The sequence below is a fragment of the Borreliella lanei genome (genome assembly GCF_014205895.1).
Lineage (GTDB): Bacteria > Spirochaetota > Spirochaetia > Borreliales > Borreliaceae > Borreliella > Borreliella lanei.
In genome coordinates, this window is record NZ_JACHFC010000001.1 from 1 (window position 1) to 18,293 (window position 18,293).

Genomic DNA, 18,293 nt, shown 5'->3' on the forward strand with positions numbered 1-18,293 from the left:
AAGAGAATAAAGCAACAATTAAGGGCTATGGTTTACTTCCTTTTCTTTGGAGCTGTTGTAATTATATAACTATACTAAAAAATAATAAATAAATTTATTATTTTTTAGTATAGTTATATAATTACAACAGCTCCAAAGAAAAGGAAGTAAACCATAGCCCTTAATTGTTGCTTTATTCTCTTAATGTGATATGGATTTTTGTATACCAAAAATAAAAATATATAAAGCAATAAATTTAAAAACAAAAACCAATTAAACTTGGTATTTCTTAATATTAAAATAAGGCAGTAATTTACAATTACAAATTGTGCACTATAAGCCATATTAATTCTAAACTTTTATTTATCTCTTGAAATTTTTGATCAATAAAGATATGATCATTATCAACATTATCTCTATTTTAATCATCACATAAAGGCAGCCCTTTAGAAGAGCTATGCATAAAAAATTATAAAATCAATTGATAAAAAAGAAGTGCACTTTTTAAGTAATGTGATTAAGTGCTAAATCAATTTTATCCATATAACTAAAAACAAACTATAGGGGGGGCTTGTGGTCTCATCGAAAGATAAGAGAGTATAGGAACAAAGAAGTTAAATTTAGTGCAGAGATAAATAATTTTTTGAATCTTAGCAATACTGTTAAGATTAGGATAGATACTTATTTATACGTGGGATAATATATTCTATCTCTGTAGATTCTATTAAGCTTATTTTTAAAGAAGATGATTTATTTTTAGCTTTGGCTAAAAATAAAAATTTAGGTTTTATTAAACTTGGGAAAAATCAAAATGCTAATAATAGTTCGGATTTTTATCCCTTTTTGCCTGTAAAATTGTTGAGTTCTTCTACATATATTCTATTAGAGATGGAGTCGATTTGACCTTTAGTTTTGAATATATGGGCAGAGAGATTTTTATTGAGGGCGAATCAAGGAATATTATATACTCAAGTGGTATTTTGTCCTCATCAAAAGCAATGCCAAACGCAATGCCCTTTCCATTAGGCAGCTGAATAGTACTAATGTTAATCCATAATTATTTTCATGAATTAGAAAATTAAGATTCTTATTATGTGAAAATTTGATAGCAATTCTTAGTTTAAGCTTGAACAATCTTATTTCTAGGGATAGATTTAGTATATTAAATAAATAAAAACAAATTTTATTTTATATGGCCAAAGGTTTTTTTGATTAAAAACCAAATCTTTGGCCATGTTTTGATTATTAATAAAAGGTAAAAAAGATTTATAAATAAAATAAGCGAGGGCGTAAGCATAAATTATGAAAATTAATGACATTGTAAAAACAAATGATTTCAATATATCTCTGTATAAGAAACTATCAAAAGACTTTATAAAAAAAGAAAATATTAAGAGGATGAAAGATTTTTTTGTTTTTGTTAAAAATAGATTTTCTTCAATAGATAATAATTCAACAGAAACAAATATGGAGTCTTCACTAAATCTATATTTGAAGAACTAAATTATTCAGTGGAACAATAAAAATGTGAGCAAATAGAAGGGGTAAAATCTAGAGCAGGTATACTACTTTTTAAAAATGAAAAAGACAAAGTAGATGTTAATAATAAATTAGAAGAAGCTAAAAAAAATAATGAGCCTATCCAGCTGAAGATATCTTACTTATAGCAGAAGTTAAGTGTCCTTCATTTAGTTTTAATACTTCATTATTATATTCTTTTAATAAAAGCTTATTCTTAATATTAAGCCCTCTTTCAAAATCAATATACTTTTTACCAAAAGCACTAAATGAACTTAAAATTTTTTAATCAAGCTAAATTCTTCATTGTCTTTAAATTCTATTATTGATTCCTGAATAAGGGATAGTTTTTTAATTTGTTTATATTTAATTCAATACCTTTATAAGGATTAGTTTTCTTAGCACTCTAGAACTATCAACGCTCAAAGGATGATTGTCTTTACTAAAGATTGGCGAAGCTCCAAAAATAAAGGTGTCAAACCACAAACTTAACATAGTAATTTCAACCGCAATAGGATTAATATCAACACCATAAATACACTTTCTTTAAGAGCATTCTTTTAAGTACTAATTCTTTACTTATACTGTCTTTAACATCATATTCTTCACTTTCTTTAAGAAAAGCTCTATATTCTTTATCAAGATCTTTCTTTACATCTTCAAACTTATCTAGCTGATACCATACTCTTTCTGTTAAGTAATCTAAACAAACAATCAAAAGATGCCCTGAATCACAAGAATTATCAATGATTCTTATATTTTAAAGGGGACTCAGTTTTAAACTGTTCTTCAATTGATGATATGGCCATAAAATCTGCTAAGTCTTTAAACTTTATATTTCTTTATTCTGGGGCGAATATTCATCAGTTCAATTCAAGATTTTTTGAAGATAAAGATGCAAAGAAAAGTTATAAATTACTATGGATAGATAAAGAAGGCTTAAAAAAAGTATTAACCAAATATGACCAATGTTAAACTGAAAGAGTAGTTTGTAGATCAGTTTCGAGCAATATGGATCTAAGAACTATGATTACTACTTTGTCTCCTAAAAATTCCTATTGCACATCGTCGTTAAACATAGATTGTGAAAAAAATACCAATATCACTTTATAAAAAATTATTTATTATATCTATTTTTAACTCTCTTGCATTTGATTTTTTGCTAAGAAGATTTGTTAACATAACTGTGGTAAAGTCATCCCTTTATCAATGTTCAATGCCTCAGCCTGAAGAAAAAGATATTTTGGCTAATCCACTGTACTTAACTTTAGTAAAAAATACTGCTTTTCTAATAGCCAAAAATGATCTTTTAAATTTCTCTAATTTAATTTACTTGAAACACTTTGGGTTTAGCAAAGAAGAAGCTGATAAAATACTAAAATTAGATACTAAGGATAAGTTTTTTAATGAAAAAGAAAATGAAAAAGAAAATAACTTTATTGTAGCCAGTCTTTATTCATTAACCAAAGAAGATTTTAAGATTTTACTTAATGACTTTAGGGTGCTAAAAAATAAGAAAGGAACAGAATATATTTTATTTTTAATAGAGGGGTATGAGAATTTCTGTAAACTAAATTAAGTAGCGCGAGGGCATGTCAAAATAAAAGTTGTTTAGTGGTCTAAACCATTTTTACTTATCATCCTTGCAAAAAGACTACTTAGTAAATTTTTTATTAGTCTTGTTAAAATTTATTTTTTAGTTTGTATAAATATAGTAATTAAAATGCACATTAATGAAATTCCAAAAAATATGTAGCTCTGTTCCATATAAAATTTATAAAATTCCATTATATGATTACAGTGTATTTGTATTTTCAAATCAAGAATACAAATACAATACTATATCTATTAAATAGATTGTAAAACTTCAATTTATAAAAAGTTATTTTAACCAACTTTTACAAAAAAATCCTGCAAAAAGCCCTTGTAAGCTACTCAAAATGAAAATTGATGGGATTATGGGTAAATATTGTATTAATTAAGTAGTGTTCCCATGTTAAATGGGAACACTACTTAATTAATACAATATTTACTGTTGGTAGATACTGCTTTATTATTTATAGGCAAAACTCCTTAAGTCTCTATAATCCCTTTGCTCAATTTTAAATCCAAATTTAAATTTATTGTTTTTTTATTGTTAAGCTCCTAATTTTATTAGAAATTACACAAACGAATAGCAAACTAAGTTTAAATCTTTTAAAATTTTTATTATATGCGGTAAAGCTTAATTTATAATTAAAATTAATATACTTTTGGCAAAAAGTTAAATGATAACCTTTTTAGGCGAATAAGTATATACTTTGAAAAACATATCAAAATAATATCATTACTAAAAAACTATGTTGGGTTTTTAGGTTCTGAACTTCTAAACTCATAACAAACCTTCTTAATTTCATTTAATATTGTATTTTCAGGATCACTATTAATAGTAGGAGGGGCAGTATTGTTGTCCAATGCTACATTATTGTTATTTCCTTCTTCTTGAGTAGGAGATGGAGGATTTAATAACATGAAGTAATGGTTAAAAGCACTAGCAAGTCTACTCTCTAGTTTATGATGTTCCTTAGCATCCATATCCCCTCCGTTATTTTCATCTTTACCTGCTACATTGGGCTGATTATCTCTACCATATTTAATATAATTAATCAGTTCTTTAACCTTACCCCTATCTTTTAGTTTAAATAAAAACCTTTTAATATACTCTTCTATTTGAGATACATCTCCTTTTAAATAAATATTAAAATGATGTGTTTCAGTAGATGTTTTTGCTAATTCGCTTTTTAATGTATTAATAAAAAAAGCTAATGTATTACACTCTTCATTATTAAGTCCAAACGTACTTTTCCAATCTAATTTTGTATTAATACTTTCTTCGCTTACTACATCCTGTAATAAGGGATCTTTATTATTTTTGTATAACCCACAGCTTAAAAAACAAATCACAAAAAGCATAGACAAAAGTCTACTACACATAAAACTCGTACCCCTTATGTTCCAAACAGATAAAATTTAAAATTCAATTGTTGCACATAAATATATTTCATTAAGGCTATTTTTCAATAAAATAAAACTTTGTTTATTAATCAATATTAATTCTATTTTTTACAATTTATTTATAGACAATATAATTAGGAAAAAACAAAGACCACTTTATTAGTCTTATACTAGAAAAATTAAATTTGTAATTGTGCATTGTTGTAATATACCTTTAAATTTTATTGTATGTAGTATTTATATTCCTTAGGTGGAATGAAGGGGCAGTTTTTTTGTTGGGTTTTCATAAATGAAACGCTTTCTTTTTGTAAAAAATAATAAAAATTGTTTTGTTATCTATAAGTTAATAGATAACAAAACTAAAAATTTATTAAATGTAATAACGATTGACTTTATTTTTTATTTATTATATCACGATTAAGCTGGGACTCTTAAATAAAGAATCTCAAAATTATTAGTTCATTTATAGATTATAATTCTTACCTTTTGTTAATTATTAAATCTATTTTTAAACTTTTTAATTAAATCTTTCTCACTTGAAAAAAATCGACTCTAAAAGAAACTCTGTAAATTTTATATTTTCTTTATCTTTTATAAGTCTTAACATATTAATGGCTTTATTAAATTTTCTTTATTAAGTTTATCTATAACCACATTCTCATTGGTTTTGATATGATCAATAGCGGCCTTTATGCTATTACCAATAATATACTTTTCTTATATGATACCAAATTCAATCGCTGTAGCTAATTTGATATATAAATAAGCCTGTGTTTTGGCAAGTTTAAACATATGTAAAAATTCTCTAAAAGATTTAAATCCTCCTTCTATATAACTAAAAGAAAATAACCCGCCCCCCCCTAAAAGCTCAAATAAATGTTAGCTATAATAACTAAAATAGAAATAAAAAACTCAATAATAAATAATGGTAAAACAAACTTAAACCATGTACCATAACTTAATCTAGATATCCCCAATACAGCCATTATAACTCCGCTAGTAGGTGTTATTAAATTAATAAGTCCAGATGATGTTTGCATAGCAATAACAACTGAAGATCTTGGAATTGACAAAAAATCAGCAAGCGGAGCCATTATTGGCATAGTGAGACTAGCATGTCCTGATGAAGATGGAACAATAAATCCTATAAATACTTGAATAATTTCATTCAAAATGATAAAAAGAGGTCTTGGAAGATTGTATAAAAAATTAGTAGCAGCATTTAGCATAGTATCTGTAATCAACCCATCATCACAAACTATCATAACACCTCTAGCAAGTCCAATAACAAGAGCAGCCGTTAACAGGCTTTCAGAACCCTTCACAAACGCATCCCACATTTCAGATTCACCCAATCTACAAATAAAAGCCGCTATAATAGCAACCCCAAGATACAACATTGTCATTTCTTGCATCCACCAACCAAGATTAACAATGCTAAATATCAAAATCAATATCATAAATCCAAATAAAAGTAAAACTAATTTATGAGCAAAAGTAAACTCAAGAGCATTCTGAGTATTATCTCCAGTAGAAAGTCCATCTTTTTTAACAAAATATTGATAATGTTCATTTTTTTGAGAATACACAAGCGATTTTGAGGGATCCTTTTTAATTTTAGACGCATAAACACAAACATAGATTATAGCAACTAATACTGATACAAAATAAAGAGCAATTCTAAAATAAAATCCATCTTGCAAGCTAATAGAAGCTATTGCAGATGCAATTCCTGTCGCAAATGGATTTACAGTAGAAGCCAAAGTCCCTACTCCGGCTCCTAAGGCAATAATAGCCGCTCCAACAAGACTATCATAACCCAAAGCCACTATCAAAGGAATCATAACAAAATAAAAAGGAAGGGTCTCTTCACTCATTCCGGTTACAGTTCCACCAATTGAAAAAATAAACATTAACAAAGGAATAAGCAATTTATCTTTATGCCCCAACTTCTTAATTAAAAAATAAATTCCTGCATCTATTGCTCCGGTTTTCATAATAATCCCATAAGCACCCCCAACAATTAAAACAAAAACAATAACTTCGACTGCATGTTCCATGCCCTTTGACATTGCAGTTAAAATAGTCATAATAGGGTGTAAAAATCCTCTAGGGCCTCGATCTACAGGCTGATAAGTTCCAGCAACAATTATTTCCCTTTTAGATCCATCACCCATTTGCTTAAATTCTTTATCAAACTTACCAGCAGGAATCACATACGTTAAAATGGTAACAAATATAATTAAAGAAAATATTATTGTAAAACTACTTGGCATTTTGATCATAACGTTCCTCCTAAATAATTTCAATTTCATAAATTTAATTTCATATAAAAAATACCGTTATCCCAAAGTCGCTACCATAATAGCTTTAATGGTATGCATTCTATTTTCAGCAGCATCGAAAACAACTGAATTTTTACTTTCAAAAATTTCTTCTGTAACTTCAATTCCATCAAGTCCGTATTTATCAAAAATATCCTTACCAATCACAGTGCTTAAGTCATGAAAAGCGGGCAAGCAATGCATAAATATTGCACTATCTTTTGCCATGCGCATTATCTCTTTATTAACCTGATAAGACTTTAGAAGATTTATTCTATCTTCCCAATTACTCTCTCCCATAGATACCCATACGTCTGTATACACAACATCAGCACATTTAACAGCCTCTTCTTTAGAATCTGTAATTGTAATTTTACCCCCACTCTCTAGGGCTAAAGACATAGCCTTAAGCGTCAAATCGGGGTCTGGAAAAAGCTCCTTGGGAGCAAAAATTCTAAAATCGAGTCCCATAATAGCACAGCCTTTCAACAAAGAATTGGCAACATTCCCCCTACCATCGCCACAAAACACTATTTTAATTCCCTTTAAACTTCCCTTATGTTCTTTTATTGTCATTAAATCGGCTAATATTTGGGTTGGGTGAGAAACATCTGTCAATCCATTGTAAACAGGAACATTGGAATAATTTGCCAAACATTCAACAGCCTGTTGAGAACAACCTCTAAAGCCAATGGCATCATACATGCGCCCCAAAACTCTGGCAGTATCTATCATAGACTCTTTTGAGCCTATTTGATTCCCCTTGGATCCTAAATAAGTAATATTTGCCCCTTGATCATAAGCAGCGACCTCAAAAGCACACCGGGTCCTTGTTGAATCTTTTTCGAAAATTATAACTATATTTTTACCTTTAAGTCTCTGCACTTCAATTCCTGCATATTTTGACTTTTTTAAATCAATCGATAAATCAAGTAAATATTTAATATCTTTGCTTGTAAAATCTAAAAGATTTAAAAAGCTCTTATTTCGTAAATTATACATCAACCACCAACCTTTACAATCAAGTTTTTAAAAACTCATTTAACTCACGCTTAAATTTAAATACCCTCTCTTACTAAAGGCATAGACATACATCTTGGCCCACCACGCCCCCTTGAAAGCTCGCTAGACGGAATTCTATGAACTTTGATACCATTTTCTTCAAACAACTTATTCGTTACATGATTTCTAGAATAAGCAATTACTTCTCCTGGGGCTATCGCCAAAATATTAGCACCATCATTCCATTGTTCTCTTGCACCATGTATTAAGTCTCCACCTGCACATTTTATTATGTCAATCTTCCTGCCTAGATAAAAACTCAAAACATCTTTAAGTTTGGCCTTTTCTTCTTTAATATTGATTTTATTATAATTTGAATTATAAGTTAAAACATAAATTGAGAAATACATATCATCACTTGTAAAACTTGTAAAAACACTATAATCAATTTGAGTAAAAACTGTGTCTAAGTGCATATAAGCTCTATTTTTTGGAATTTTAAAAGCCAAAATTGTGTTAAATGAGGCCTTATTTTCAAAAAGACTAGCAGCTAGTTTTTCTACAGACTCCGCTTCTGTTCTTTCCGAAATTCCAATAACCAAAAGATCTTTATTTAAAACAAACTCATCCCCACCTTCCAAAGAAGTTTCTTCCCATCTATTAAACCAAATTGGAACATTTTCTTTGTAAATGGAATGGTATTTAAAAATATACTCCGCAAATATTGTCTCTCTGCGTCTAACCTTGGTATACATTTTATTTATTGTAATTCCATTGCCAATACTAGCAAAAGGATCTCTGGTAAATAAAACATTGGGCATAGGATCAATAATAAAAAGACTCTCACCATTAACCAAATCATCAAGTGAAGATGAACAATCCTTGAGCTCTTCTCTTGCAACACCCGAAATCATTTTAGAAACCATATTATTAACATTTAAATTAGAAAAATAATCTTTTAAAATATTTATTGCACGATCTGTTTTTATTTCTGCTTCCAGAATAAATTGAGATATAAATTTATCTTTGAGCGCTACAGAAGAAGCAAGAACCTCGCTAACAAGATCCTCAACATACTCAATTTCAACTGAATTATTTTTTAAAGTATTTACAAAAACTTCATGCTCTTGCCTTGCAACTTTAAGATAAGGAATATCATCAAATAAAAAATTTTTCATAATAAAGGGCGTCAAATTTTCCAATTCTTCTCCTGGCCTATGAAGCAAAACTTTTTTCAAACGACCTATTTCCGAAAATATATTTATTGGATTTAAATATTCTTCTTCCATCGATTTTCCCCTTTATGAAAATTGCCATATATTAAAATATTATAGTTTATATTGAAAAATATCAACTATTTTTAAAAAATTTAAAAAATTAATATAAATGTAAAAAATTGCAAAAACAAAAAAATAAGTTCTAAACTTAGAAATCAAAAACATTAACAAAAAATTATGCTAAAATACTACTCATGAAGAAAATTAATAGATTAATATTGTTAATATTAACTACACACATTTTATTATTCTCTTGTGCCTTAATTACAGACAACAAGTCAAAAAATCTAAGCATATCAGAAATCATATTAACACAAAAAACACCACTAGAAAACTCTTTAATAAAAAATCCTTCTAATGTAGAATATCGAATACCAATATCCAGTATCCAAGAAATTTTAAACAATAATGATAATTCCTTTTTAATAAAACAAACAGCAGCAAAAATCAAAATAAGCCCACAAAAACTTGAAGAAATAAAAAACTATCTAAACGCTTATAAAAACTACCTAAATAATGAAACCGAATGGATAAAGTTTTTAGAACAAAGCAGCGTTAATGGCAATCTAACAATTAAAATTGATACTTCCTTTGAAAAAAAAACAAATTTTAATCATAAAAATTCAGATAATGAAAATTTAACAGAACTAATAGAATTGCAAATGCATCTAGAAAAAGAAATTTTAAACTTAATTGAGCAAACATTTCATGATAAAAATTTAGGATACATACAATTAAACCACATCAATTCATTCTTTCCTCAAGAAAATATAAACTCAATAACAAAAGAAATAATAGATGGGAAAGAATATGTTGCACCGCACATAATAGCAAATCAATTATTAAAAATAAAAGATAAAAAATATTTTGAACAATTTATGCACTTTTTAAAAGTTGAAAATAGCACAATAAAAACAATAATTGAAAAACAAAAAATTTCAGATATTCACAATGAACTGTATTACTCAAAGCAATCCCCCCCGCCGCCCAGAAGAAGAAAAAGATCAACTGCCGACCCGGATAATAGCAATAAATACGACATAATACCAAAAATAATAGACCCAAATACAGGCATTGAAATAACCCCTAAAAGTTTAAGATCTCTTTTATCAAATGGCGACATAATACTAATCAAGCCAAAAATAGATTGGACAGAGTTTTTTTATTTTTGGCAACATGTAGGAATATTTGATGAAGAAAAATACGAAGCTACTAAAAAAATTGCATTCAATGGAAATGATAGTTTTGATATAAAATCAATAATTACAAGCAATCAAATCAAATTCGATACAGCATCTACTCAAGGCTCAGGATATGAAAAACTTTCAACATATGTACAATCAAGAATATTAAAAATATTCTCGCCAATAACAGACACAAGAACAATTCAAAAAGCTATTAATTTTGGAAGAAGCAGATACATTGACAATAACTTTGGATATATGGTTCCCTTAATATCCTCTAATTTATGGACAGATTCATTTAATATTGAAGAAATTCACAACAAAACCTATTGCTCTTTAATGGTTGATAGAATATATAAAATAGCAGGACTTAATGTATCAAGAAATTACGAAATTTCGGGAATAATTACTCCTGGAGAAATAAATGCAGCGGCTTACAATTTTTACATGTCTTATACGATTACAGGAATACTTCCAAGCGTGCTTCCAAAAAGGCTCATTAAACCAACCTTAAAAGAAAAATTCATTGGTTACAATAAAGAAATAGTAGATACAATAGAATTTAAAAAATCGAAAGAAAAAATTTTTGGAAGAGCTTGCAATATAACAAATCTCTGGTGCTCAGGAAGTTAATACTACCTATGAACAAATATTATGCCTGTATTTTGATTAATAGTAATGAAAAAATTATTTTCAAATCCTGGGAAGAATGCAAAACAACTATTAAAGGGAAAAATAATAAAATAAAAAGTTTCAAAACAATAGAACAAGCTCAAAATTGGCTATTTAATAATGAGAACAAAATTCATCATCACCCAATTGGAATATATTTTGATTCTGGAACAGGAAGAGGAAAGGGCGTAGAAATTAGAGTTGTAAACGAAAAAAAAATTTCAATATTGGATAAAATCTTAGACAAATCTCTGATTAATGAATATGGAAATTATTATGTCAAAAATTTTCAAGGGATTAGTAATAATTTTGGGGAACTGCTTGCCCTATATACAGCTCTCAAAATAGCATTAAAAGAAAATACAACAAACATATTTGGCGACAGTAAATTAATAATTGAATATTGGTCAAAAGGAATCTATAATAGCAAAAAATTAACACAAATTACTATTAATTTAATCAAAAAGACAGCTGAATTAAGGAAAAAATTTGAAGAACAAGGTGGAAAAATTTCTTTTATTCCAGGAAATGAAAATATTGCAGATCTTGGTTTTCATAAAACTAAGTAGAAATATTGTCAAAAAATACATAAAAGCAATATTTCTGATTTCAATGGTTTATTTTAATTGTTGTACTACAATTAAAATAAACCATGATTATGAAACTGATTTTAAAGTTCTAGAATCTCCCTCTAAATACATTAACATAGATGTAATTAAAGCTACAAATGAATATATTTATATTCAAATTACAAACAATAGCTTAGACATAGTAAAAATAAATTGGCAAAACACTAGCCTTAATAACGATAAGATCGTCTTAAAAAAAGAAGATCTTACAATAAACAATGAAACGAAGTATAAAAATAGATATAGAGAGTTTTTTATTGGTCCTAAAACTTCATTTAAATTTAAAGCATATCCACTAAAAATTCATTCTAAAAACAAAAATAGCAATAACGTAAGCTTAACCATTAAATATCCGTCTATTTTCAAACTCAACATAACAAAAGTAGGAATTGAAGCAAAAAAAACAATAAATGTTTTAATAACAAGGACTAGAAAAATTAATATTACTAATACATGAAAATCGTTATTATTTTTTTGTTTTTCTATTAATAATAAGCTCATAGTTTGTATCTTTATTGTTTTCAAATGAGGCTTTTATAGGAGCAAAAAAGTTCCAAGAAATATAAATTGTAAAATTATTTCTCCAAATAGGAGAATAAATCCCGTTAGATCCTATTAGCAAATCTGGCTCTAAATTATATTCACCAACAAATTTCCAATCATAAAAATTGAATTTAAAGCCTGATGAAAATTTTTTAATTTTAAAAAGTGAATCTTTTCTGTCCTGAGAATTAAAGAAATTGAAAGATTTTAATAAATCAGAGAAGACATTAACCGGTTCAAGGCCAATTTGGTCCATATATCCTTTAAAGTATTTAAAAGTCTTGGTATTAACAGATAAAGTAGAAAAGTAAATTTCTAAAAATTCTGTATATTTAAGCTTAAAAGTCAATGCGGATCGAAGTTCATTATCCGTAAATTTCTGTAAATTTATTTTCCAGCCAACATCTACCCCTAAGGTAAAAGAAAGCTTATTGTCAAAAAAAGTTAAAACGTACAATTCCTTCTTATAACTAGAATCTAAAGAATATGGAACAAGTTTGGTTGTAGTACCAATCTTGGAAAAATCTCCCTTTAAAGGATCATAATTATATTCAAAGTCGTCTTTCATAGCAAACAAAAATTGAAAATCAAAAACATTAAGCTTAAAAGAAAGCTCGGAAACTCTATTTATCAAAGGATCATAAGCAGCTAAAAAACTAAACTTAAAATAATCCAAATATCTCGGTTCAATTTTATAATACAAAGCGGGAGACATTTCTAAATTTTTATAAGGCGATGTTGGTTTTTGGGGATCCAAAGGATTTTGAACAGAAGAAATTTCAGAGTTTTTTATAGCATCTTCTTTAAACTTTTTATAATATTTAATTCCAAGCCCAGCTTCTTGTAATAAATAAGGGAAATCTAAAGAAAATTTAAGCTCAGAAGAAGCCTTAATATCTTCAAAACTATTTTTTAATTCACCTAAAAGCTCAGTAGTAAAATAATCATAATCATAAATTAAAGAAGCTGCTAAACTTTGATAAAAAGTTTCCGGATCAGATAAAAAAATACTACTATTCTTATTAACCAAAGATTTTACATTAGAATCATATTTTTTATTAAATGAATATAAAGTAGCCTTATTTTCAAACTTTAAAGTACTTCTAGAGAATAAAGGATATCTAATAAAAGGAAGCAAGTTTAAATTTATTTGGTTAATAATAGAGTGCTCACTTTTTTTATCTTTATCCTCAACCTTAAAATCTTTATTTAAAGGATTATACTCAATAGTATTAAGATATAATAAATTTTCAAAAGTAATTAAACGATTATAAAAATCAGCATGGATTTTTATATCCGTTTTATTTTTTATATCAAATAAATAATTTTTTATTTCATAATTAAAGTCCTTTGGGCTTGTTATGCCATAATTATTAAAAAAAACATTATTTCTTAAATAAGGATTAATGCCAAACCTAATAAAAAAAGAATCAGATTGATCAATATTTTTTAAAGTAATTGGTTCTGGAGGAATATATAAATCTTTAGTCAATTCTGTTGTTTTTTTAGCATTTTTCTCCTTAACACTCTTTTTATTATTATCTTTATCTTCTAGATTTTTAACTTCTGGACGCATTATCATTTCTTTAGTATCTGAAAATGTCCATTGATTATTGTAAAGGTCTTTTTGGAAATTTAAATCAATATATGGAGCATAAATTCTCTCCAAATAAAACCATTTTCTTGTGGGATCATTAGTCTCTTTTGGCCTTTCTAAAGGAGATTTAACATAAAGATTTTCATAGCCCGACAATTTAAAATTTAAGCCTAAATTATTTAATTTATAATCTAAAATTGAACCATCATTAAATGTTCTCTTATAAAAAGAAGATAAATTCCAATCAAAAGTGCTAATGCTAGTTTGCTCTTTAACCGAATCTTTATCTAAATTTAAAAGAGAAAAAAATGTAGCGCTTTCTATTCTATCTCTAAAATCAATATTAACATACGGATCAGAATAGTGCTCTAAAACAACCGAAAAAAGTGCATCACTTAAAAGAAATTCTGTTTTAAATTTAAGTAAATATCTAAAAGGAACTTCAAACCCAAATATATCTCCTTTGTTAAGATTGGAAAAACTAAAAAGAGATTGTTTTAAAGTCCTATTATCAAAAGGATAATATCCTCCATCATAACTATAAACATTCCTAGTAAAACCTAATCCAAAATTCCCTTCCAAAGTTTTAAAATGCCCCAAAGTATTGCCCAAATTAACATCAATTCCAGAATAAAATCCCAGATTAGCATAAATGTCAAAAATCAACTTAACATAATCTTTATTAACACTGGGTGCTAAATTTTCTGCAAAAAAATAAGTTAAATATCCATTTCTTATATAAGGTTTTTTGCCTGAATTATAAACAGAATTGAAATCAAAATCCAAAAAAGAAGAATCTTCACTTGAAGATTTATTACCAAAAAGATAAATGGTATTAAAAACAGAAAAACCTTTTCGTGGATTTAGGCCTAAAGATGGATTAAAAAATAAACTATCTCCCGGTCTGAAAAAAAAAGGAATATAAAATACTGGAACTCTTCCCATGTAAAATATAGCATTTAAAAACCCAAAATCCCCTGAGGGCAATACCCATATCTTAGAAGCCTTGATTGAATAGTAAGGCTCTGGAATTTTACTAGTTGTTGCAAAAGCTTGTTCCAAAATAGCAACATCATTGTCTATCTTTCTTAAAACCTTTCCTCCAAACGAAAGAATATGATCAATTTGATTTTTTTGCAGTTTTTTTTGAAGAATACCGTCTTTTAATAGAAAATTTTGAGAATCAAAATCGACAAGAAATTCATTACCATAAAAATAAAGTTTTTCATTGGTGTCCATATCAAGAATATATTCAACATTTCCAATAGAATAAAGTTTTTTAGAGTTCCTATTAAGGACTATCCTATCACCTTTAATATTGTGTTTTTTATTCTCTTTAATATCCTCAACCAAGATATTAACTCTTCCTTCAAAAATAATACTTTCATCCTTAGTAAGTCCATAAGTAAAATTTTCAAGATTATCTGTAGTTTCAATTATTATTTTATATCTACCAGATCCGACAAGTCCTTTTCCCTTGACAAAAAGCTCAGGATCTATTCCAAATTTTTTTAAAAGCAATTCTCGTATTTTTGAAACATCTGTTTCTTTTATACCCTCTTGCAAAGCCCATTTTTTTAAATCCTCATCGGTTGAAAGCTCAAGTTCTCTTAAATAAGATTTTTGACTTAAGGTTAGCTTATCTCTTTTTTTAGAATTCTCATCATTTACAGTCTGGGCAAAAATTGCATTATAAAATGTTAAAAAAATTAAAAATATTATAAAAGATTTTTTAAAAACATTCCTGTATAGGAATTCTCGCATTTTGCAACCTCTTCAGGAATACCAGAAACAACGATATTTCCCCCTGCCAACCCACCATCAGGACCCAAATCTATTATATAATCTGCCTGTTTAATTACATCCAAATTATGCTCTATGAGCACAACTGTATTACCATTGGAAACTAGTCGCTGCAAAACCTCTAACAACTTCTTTATGTCATCAAAATGCAGTCCAGTTGTTGGTTCATCAATAATATAAAAGGTTTTACCTGTGCTCTTTTTACTTAACTCAAAAGCCAACTTAATGCGCTGAGCTTCCCCTCCTGATAAAGTTGTTGCAGATTGTCCTAATTTAATGTATTCAAGCCCAACTTCAATTAAAAATTTTAAACAATGACTAATTTTGGGGACATTCTCAAAAAATTTACTTGCTTCAAACACACTCATCTCTAAAACATCGTGTATATTTTTTCCTTTGTACCTAACTTCTAAAGTTTCTTCATTAAATTTTTTACCCTTACACAAATCACAAGGAACAAAAACATCCGGTAAAAAATGCATTTGAATATTAAGATACCCATCTCCTTGACATTTCTCACACCTTCCACCTTTAACATTAAAAGAAAATCTACCAGCTTTAAAACCTCTTGCCTTTGCATCTGGAAGTTTAGCAAAAAGCTCCCTAATTTCTGTAAAAAATCCAACATAAGTTGCTGGGTTTGACCTTGAAGTTCTCCCTATTGGCTTTTGATTTATTTGAATAATTTTATCAATTCTTTCGTACCCAACAATATCTCTAAAACCATCACAATACTTTTCATTAAACTTCAATCTACTATCAAGAGCTGGATATAACACTTCGTTAAGCAAAGTACTTTTCCCACTACCAGAAACACCTGTTATTACGGTAAAAACTCCCAAAGGGATACTTACGTCTATATTTTTAAGATTGTTTTTATTAGAACCTAAAAGCAAAATTTCTCCCTTATCCGCCTTTCTTCTAGAGCTTGGAACATCTATTTTAAACTTGCCGCTAAGATATTGACCAGTTAAGCTATTTTTGCTATTTAAAATATCAATTAAGGATCCCTTTGCAACTATTTCCCCCCCAAGAATGCCAGCACCAGGCCCCATATCAATAATATAGTCTGCAGTACGCAAAGTTTGCTCATCGTGCTCAACAACAATTACAGTATTGCCAAGATTTTTAAGATTAACAAGGGTAGAAATTAATTTTTCGTTATCTCTTTGATGAAGACCAATACTTGGCTCATCAAGAACATAAATAACACCCGAAAGTGCTGATCCTATTTGAGTAGCAAGCCTAATACGCTGAGCCTCACCACCAGATAGGCTGCCTGATATTCTATTTAAATATAAATAAGAAAGACCAACATCAATTAAAAATTTAAGCCTACTTTTAATTTCCTTTAAAATTTCTTTAGATATTTTTTCATCCACCATATCAAGCTGCAAGTTTTCAAAAAATACATAAGAATCAAATACGGACAAATTAGTAAGATCTTGAATGTCTTTTCCATTAATTTTCACAGTTAAAGCTCCAACGCTTAAACGTTTCCCTTTACATGAATTACATATTTTTTTAGACATTAAATTTTCGTAAAAAATTTTAGTGCTTTCTGATTCTGTTGTAAGATATCGCCTTTTTAAAAGAGGCAAAAGTCCTTCAAATGTTTTAGAATAATGAAATCCTCCATCTAACTCCTTTGCTTCCATTTCTTTGGACTGGTAAATAAAATCTATTTTTTCATTTGAGCCGTATAAAATCTGTTTAAGAACTTTATCTGGAATGTCTTTTATAGGAGTATTTAAATCAAAATTATAATGTTTGGCAAGTCCTTTAAAAATAGCTACAGACCAAGATGAACTTGTCTTAAAGGTAAGAAAAGCATCATCATTAAAAGAAAGACTAGTATCAGGACAAATGCTCTCAAAATCAAACTCAAGTGTAACGCCAAGACCAGAGCACTCGCTGCAAGCACCAAATGGACTATTAAATGAAAAAAGTCTGGGTTCTATAAGAGGGAGTGAAAATCCACACAAAGGACAACTATTGTGCTCTGTAAATAGTTTGTCTATTTTTTCCAAATCATTATCAATTTCCACTCGTAAATATCCATTAGAAACAGCGAGAGAAGTCTCAATAGATTCTGCAAGTCTAACTCGAACATTATTACCAAGCTTAATCCTATCAACTATAATTTCAATGGTATGCTTTTTATTTTTATGTAAATTTAAATTAAGAGCATCTTCTATTAAATAATCTTCAGAATTTATTCTAACCCTATTAAAACCTTGATTTAATATTTTTTCTAAAACCTTTTTATGAGAGCCTTTAGAACCCCTTACAACTGGTGCAAAAAGTATAACCTTGGATCCCTCAGAATAACTTAAAATAGTATTAACTATTTTATCTAAAGATTGCTCTTCTATTAATCTACCATCATTTGGGCAGTATGCTTTACCTATTTTCGCAAATATTAGTCTATAATAATCATAAATCTCAGTAATTGTTCCAACAGTAGAGCGAGGATTACTGCTTATTGTTCTCTGCTCAATAGCTATAGAAGGAGAAAGTCCATCTATATAATCAACATTGGGTTTTTTCATTACACCCAAAAACTGCCTTGCATAAGCTGAAACAGACTCCATATACCTTCTTTGCCCTTCTGCAAAAATAGTATCAAAAGCCAGAGAAGACTTGCCAGAGCCACTCTTGCCAGATATTACAACTAAACCATCTTTTGGAATATCTACATCAATATTTTTTAAATTATGTTCTTTTGCTCCTCTGACAATAATTTTTTTTTTCAAAATTTTTTCCAAAAA

At 28.1% G+C, this 18,293-nt stretch carries 12 protein-coding genes and 3 pseudogenes; 7 read left to right on the plus strand and 8 right to left on the minus strand.

All coding sequences use genetic code 11. From position 1 onward, the window contains the following. Positions 1-711: 711 nt before the first annotated feature. From HNQ06_RS05815 to HNQ06_RS00005, 3 genes and pseudogenes are all read left to right on the plus strand, one after another. On the plus strand, positions 712-882 hold the full coding sequence (locus HNQ06_RS05815; protein ID WP_343056748.1) for a hypothetical protein: 171 nt from the start codon (positions 712-714) through the stop codon (positions 880-882). Continuing rightward, a complete protein-coding gene (locus HNQ06_RS05785) occupies positions 879-1,013 on the plus strand; it encodes a hypothetical protein (RefSeq protein ID WP_281381997.1) in 135 nt (44 codons plus the stop codon). The genes HNQ06_RS05815 and HNQ06_RS05785 overlap by 4 nt, the downstream gene beginning before the upstream one ends. 268 nt (positions 1,014-1,281) lie before the next feature. Further along, positions 1,282-1,678: pseudogene (locus tag HNQ06_RS00005) on the plus strand (class I SAM-dependent DNA methyltransferase); the annotation flags it as partial. A 248-nt stretch (positions 1,679-1,926) separates the two neighbouring features. On the opposite strand, the pseudogene HNQ06_RS00010 reads toward HNQ06_RS00005, so the two are convergent. Continuing rightward, a pseudogene (locus HNQ06_RS00010) lies at positions 1,927-2,321 on the minus strand (class I SAM-dependent DNA methyltransferase); the annotation flags it as partial. Position 2,322: 1 nt separating this feature from the next. Here HNQ06_RS00010 and HNQ06_RS00015 point away from each other — a divergent pair. Beyond that, positions 2,323-3,076, plus strand: a pseudogene (locus HNQ06_RS00015) (class I SAM-dependent DNA methyltransferase); the annotation flags it as partial. A 758-nt stretch (positions 3,077-3,834) separates the two neighbouring features. Here HNQ06_RS00015 and HNQ06_RS00020 read toward each other — a convergent pair. The 5 genes from HNQ06_RS00020 to arcA all read right to left on the minus strand — a co-directional run bounded on the left by HNQ06_RS00020 (position 3,835) and on the right by arcA (position 9,106). Beyond that, the gene (locus HNQ06_RS00020; RefSeq protein ID WP_184106718.1) at positions 3,835-4,470 is read right to left on the minus strand and encodes a hypothetical protein; all 636 of its coding nucleotides are present in this window, start codon (positions 4,468-4,470) and stop codon (positions 3,835-3,837) included. A 738-nt stretch (positions 4,471-5,208) separates the two neighbouring features. Further along, entirely contained in the window at positions 5,209-5,322 is a 114-nt protein-coding gene (locus tag HNQ06_RS05940) for a plasmid partition family protein (protein WP_472841110.1), read from the minus strand. 29 nt (positions 5,323-5,351) lie between these two features. After that, positions 5,352-6,776 (minus strand): YfcC family protein, encoded by a 1,425-nt coding sequence (locus tag HNQ06_RS00025; protein WP_184106720.1) that lies wholly within the window; start codon positions 6,774-6,776, stop codon positions 5,352-5,354. Between the two features lie 57 nt (positions 6,777-6,833). Then, positions 6,834-7,817, minus strand: coding sequence for an ornithine carbamoyltransferase (argF, locus tag HNQ06_RS00030; protein ID WP_184106722.1), 984 nt, complete (start codon positions 7,815-7,817; stop codon positions 6,834-6,836). A gap of 56 nt (positions 7,818-7,873) precedes the next feature. Continuing rightward, on the minus strand, positions 7,874-9,106 hold the full coding sequence (gene arcA, locus HNQ06_RS00035; RefSeq protein WP_184106724.1) for an arginine deiminase: 1,233 nt from the start codon (positions 9,104-9,106) through the stop codon (positions 7,874-7,876). A gap of 182 nt (positions 9,107-9,288) precedes the next feature. On the opposite strand from arcA, the gene HNQ06_RS00040 reads away from it, so the two are divergent. From HNQ06_RS00040 to HNQ06_RS00050, 3 genes are read left to right on the plus strand one after another with little or no spacing between them, the layout of a single operon-like run. After that, positions 9,289-10,911, plus strand: a complete 1,623-nt coding sequence (locus HNQ06_RS00040; RefSeq protein WP_184106726.1) for a hypothetical protein — start codon at positions 9,289-9,291, stop codon at positions 10,909-10,911. Between the two features lie 8 nt (positions 10,912-10,919). Next, the gene (locus HNQ06_RS00045) at positions 10,920-11,519 is read left to right on the plus strand and encodes a ribonuclease H family protein (protein WP_184106728.1); all 600 of its coding nucleotides are present in this window, start codon (positions 10,920-10,922) and stop codon (positions 11,517-11,519) included. Beyond that, the gene (locus tag HNQ06_RS00050) at positions 11,488-12,036 is read left to right on the plus strand and encodes a hypothetical protein (RefSeq protein ID WP_184106730.1); all 549 of its coding nucleotides are present in this window, start codon (positions 11,488-11,490) and stop codon (positions 12,034-12,036) included. Before HNQ06_RS00045 ends, HNQ06_RS00050 begins: the two co-directional genes overlap by 32 nt. Positions 12,037-12,045: 9 nt before the next feature. Here the strand turns inward: HNQ06_RS00050 and HNQ06_RS00055 are convergent, their stop codons facing one another. Continuing rightward, positions 12,046-15,483 carry an LPS-assembly protein LptD gene (locus HNQ06_RS00055; protein WP_184106732.1) on the minus strand — a complete coding sequence of 1,146 codons (3,438 nt, stop codon included), beginning with the start codon at positions 15,481-15,483 and terminating at the stop codon, positions 12,046-12,048. Further along, entirely contained in the window at positions 15,438-18,290 is a 2,853-nt protein-coding gene (gene uvrA, locus HNQ06_RS00060; RefSeq protein WP_184106734.1) for an excinuclease ABC subunit UvrA, read from the minus strand. Before uvrA ends, HNQ06_RS00055 begins: the two co-directional genes overlap by 46 nt. Between the last annotated feature and the right edge of the window lie 3 nt (positions 18,291-18,293).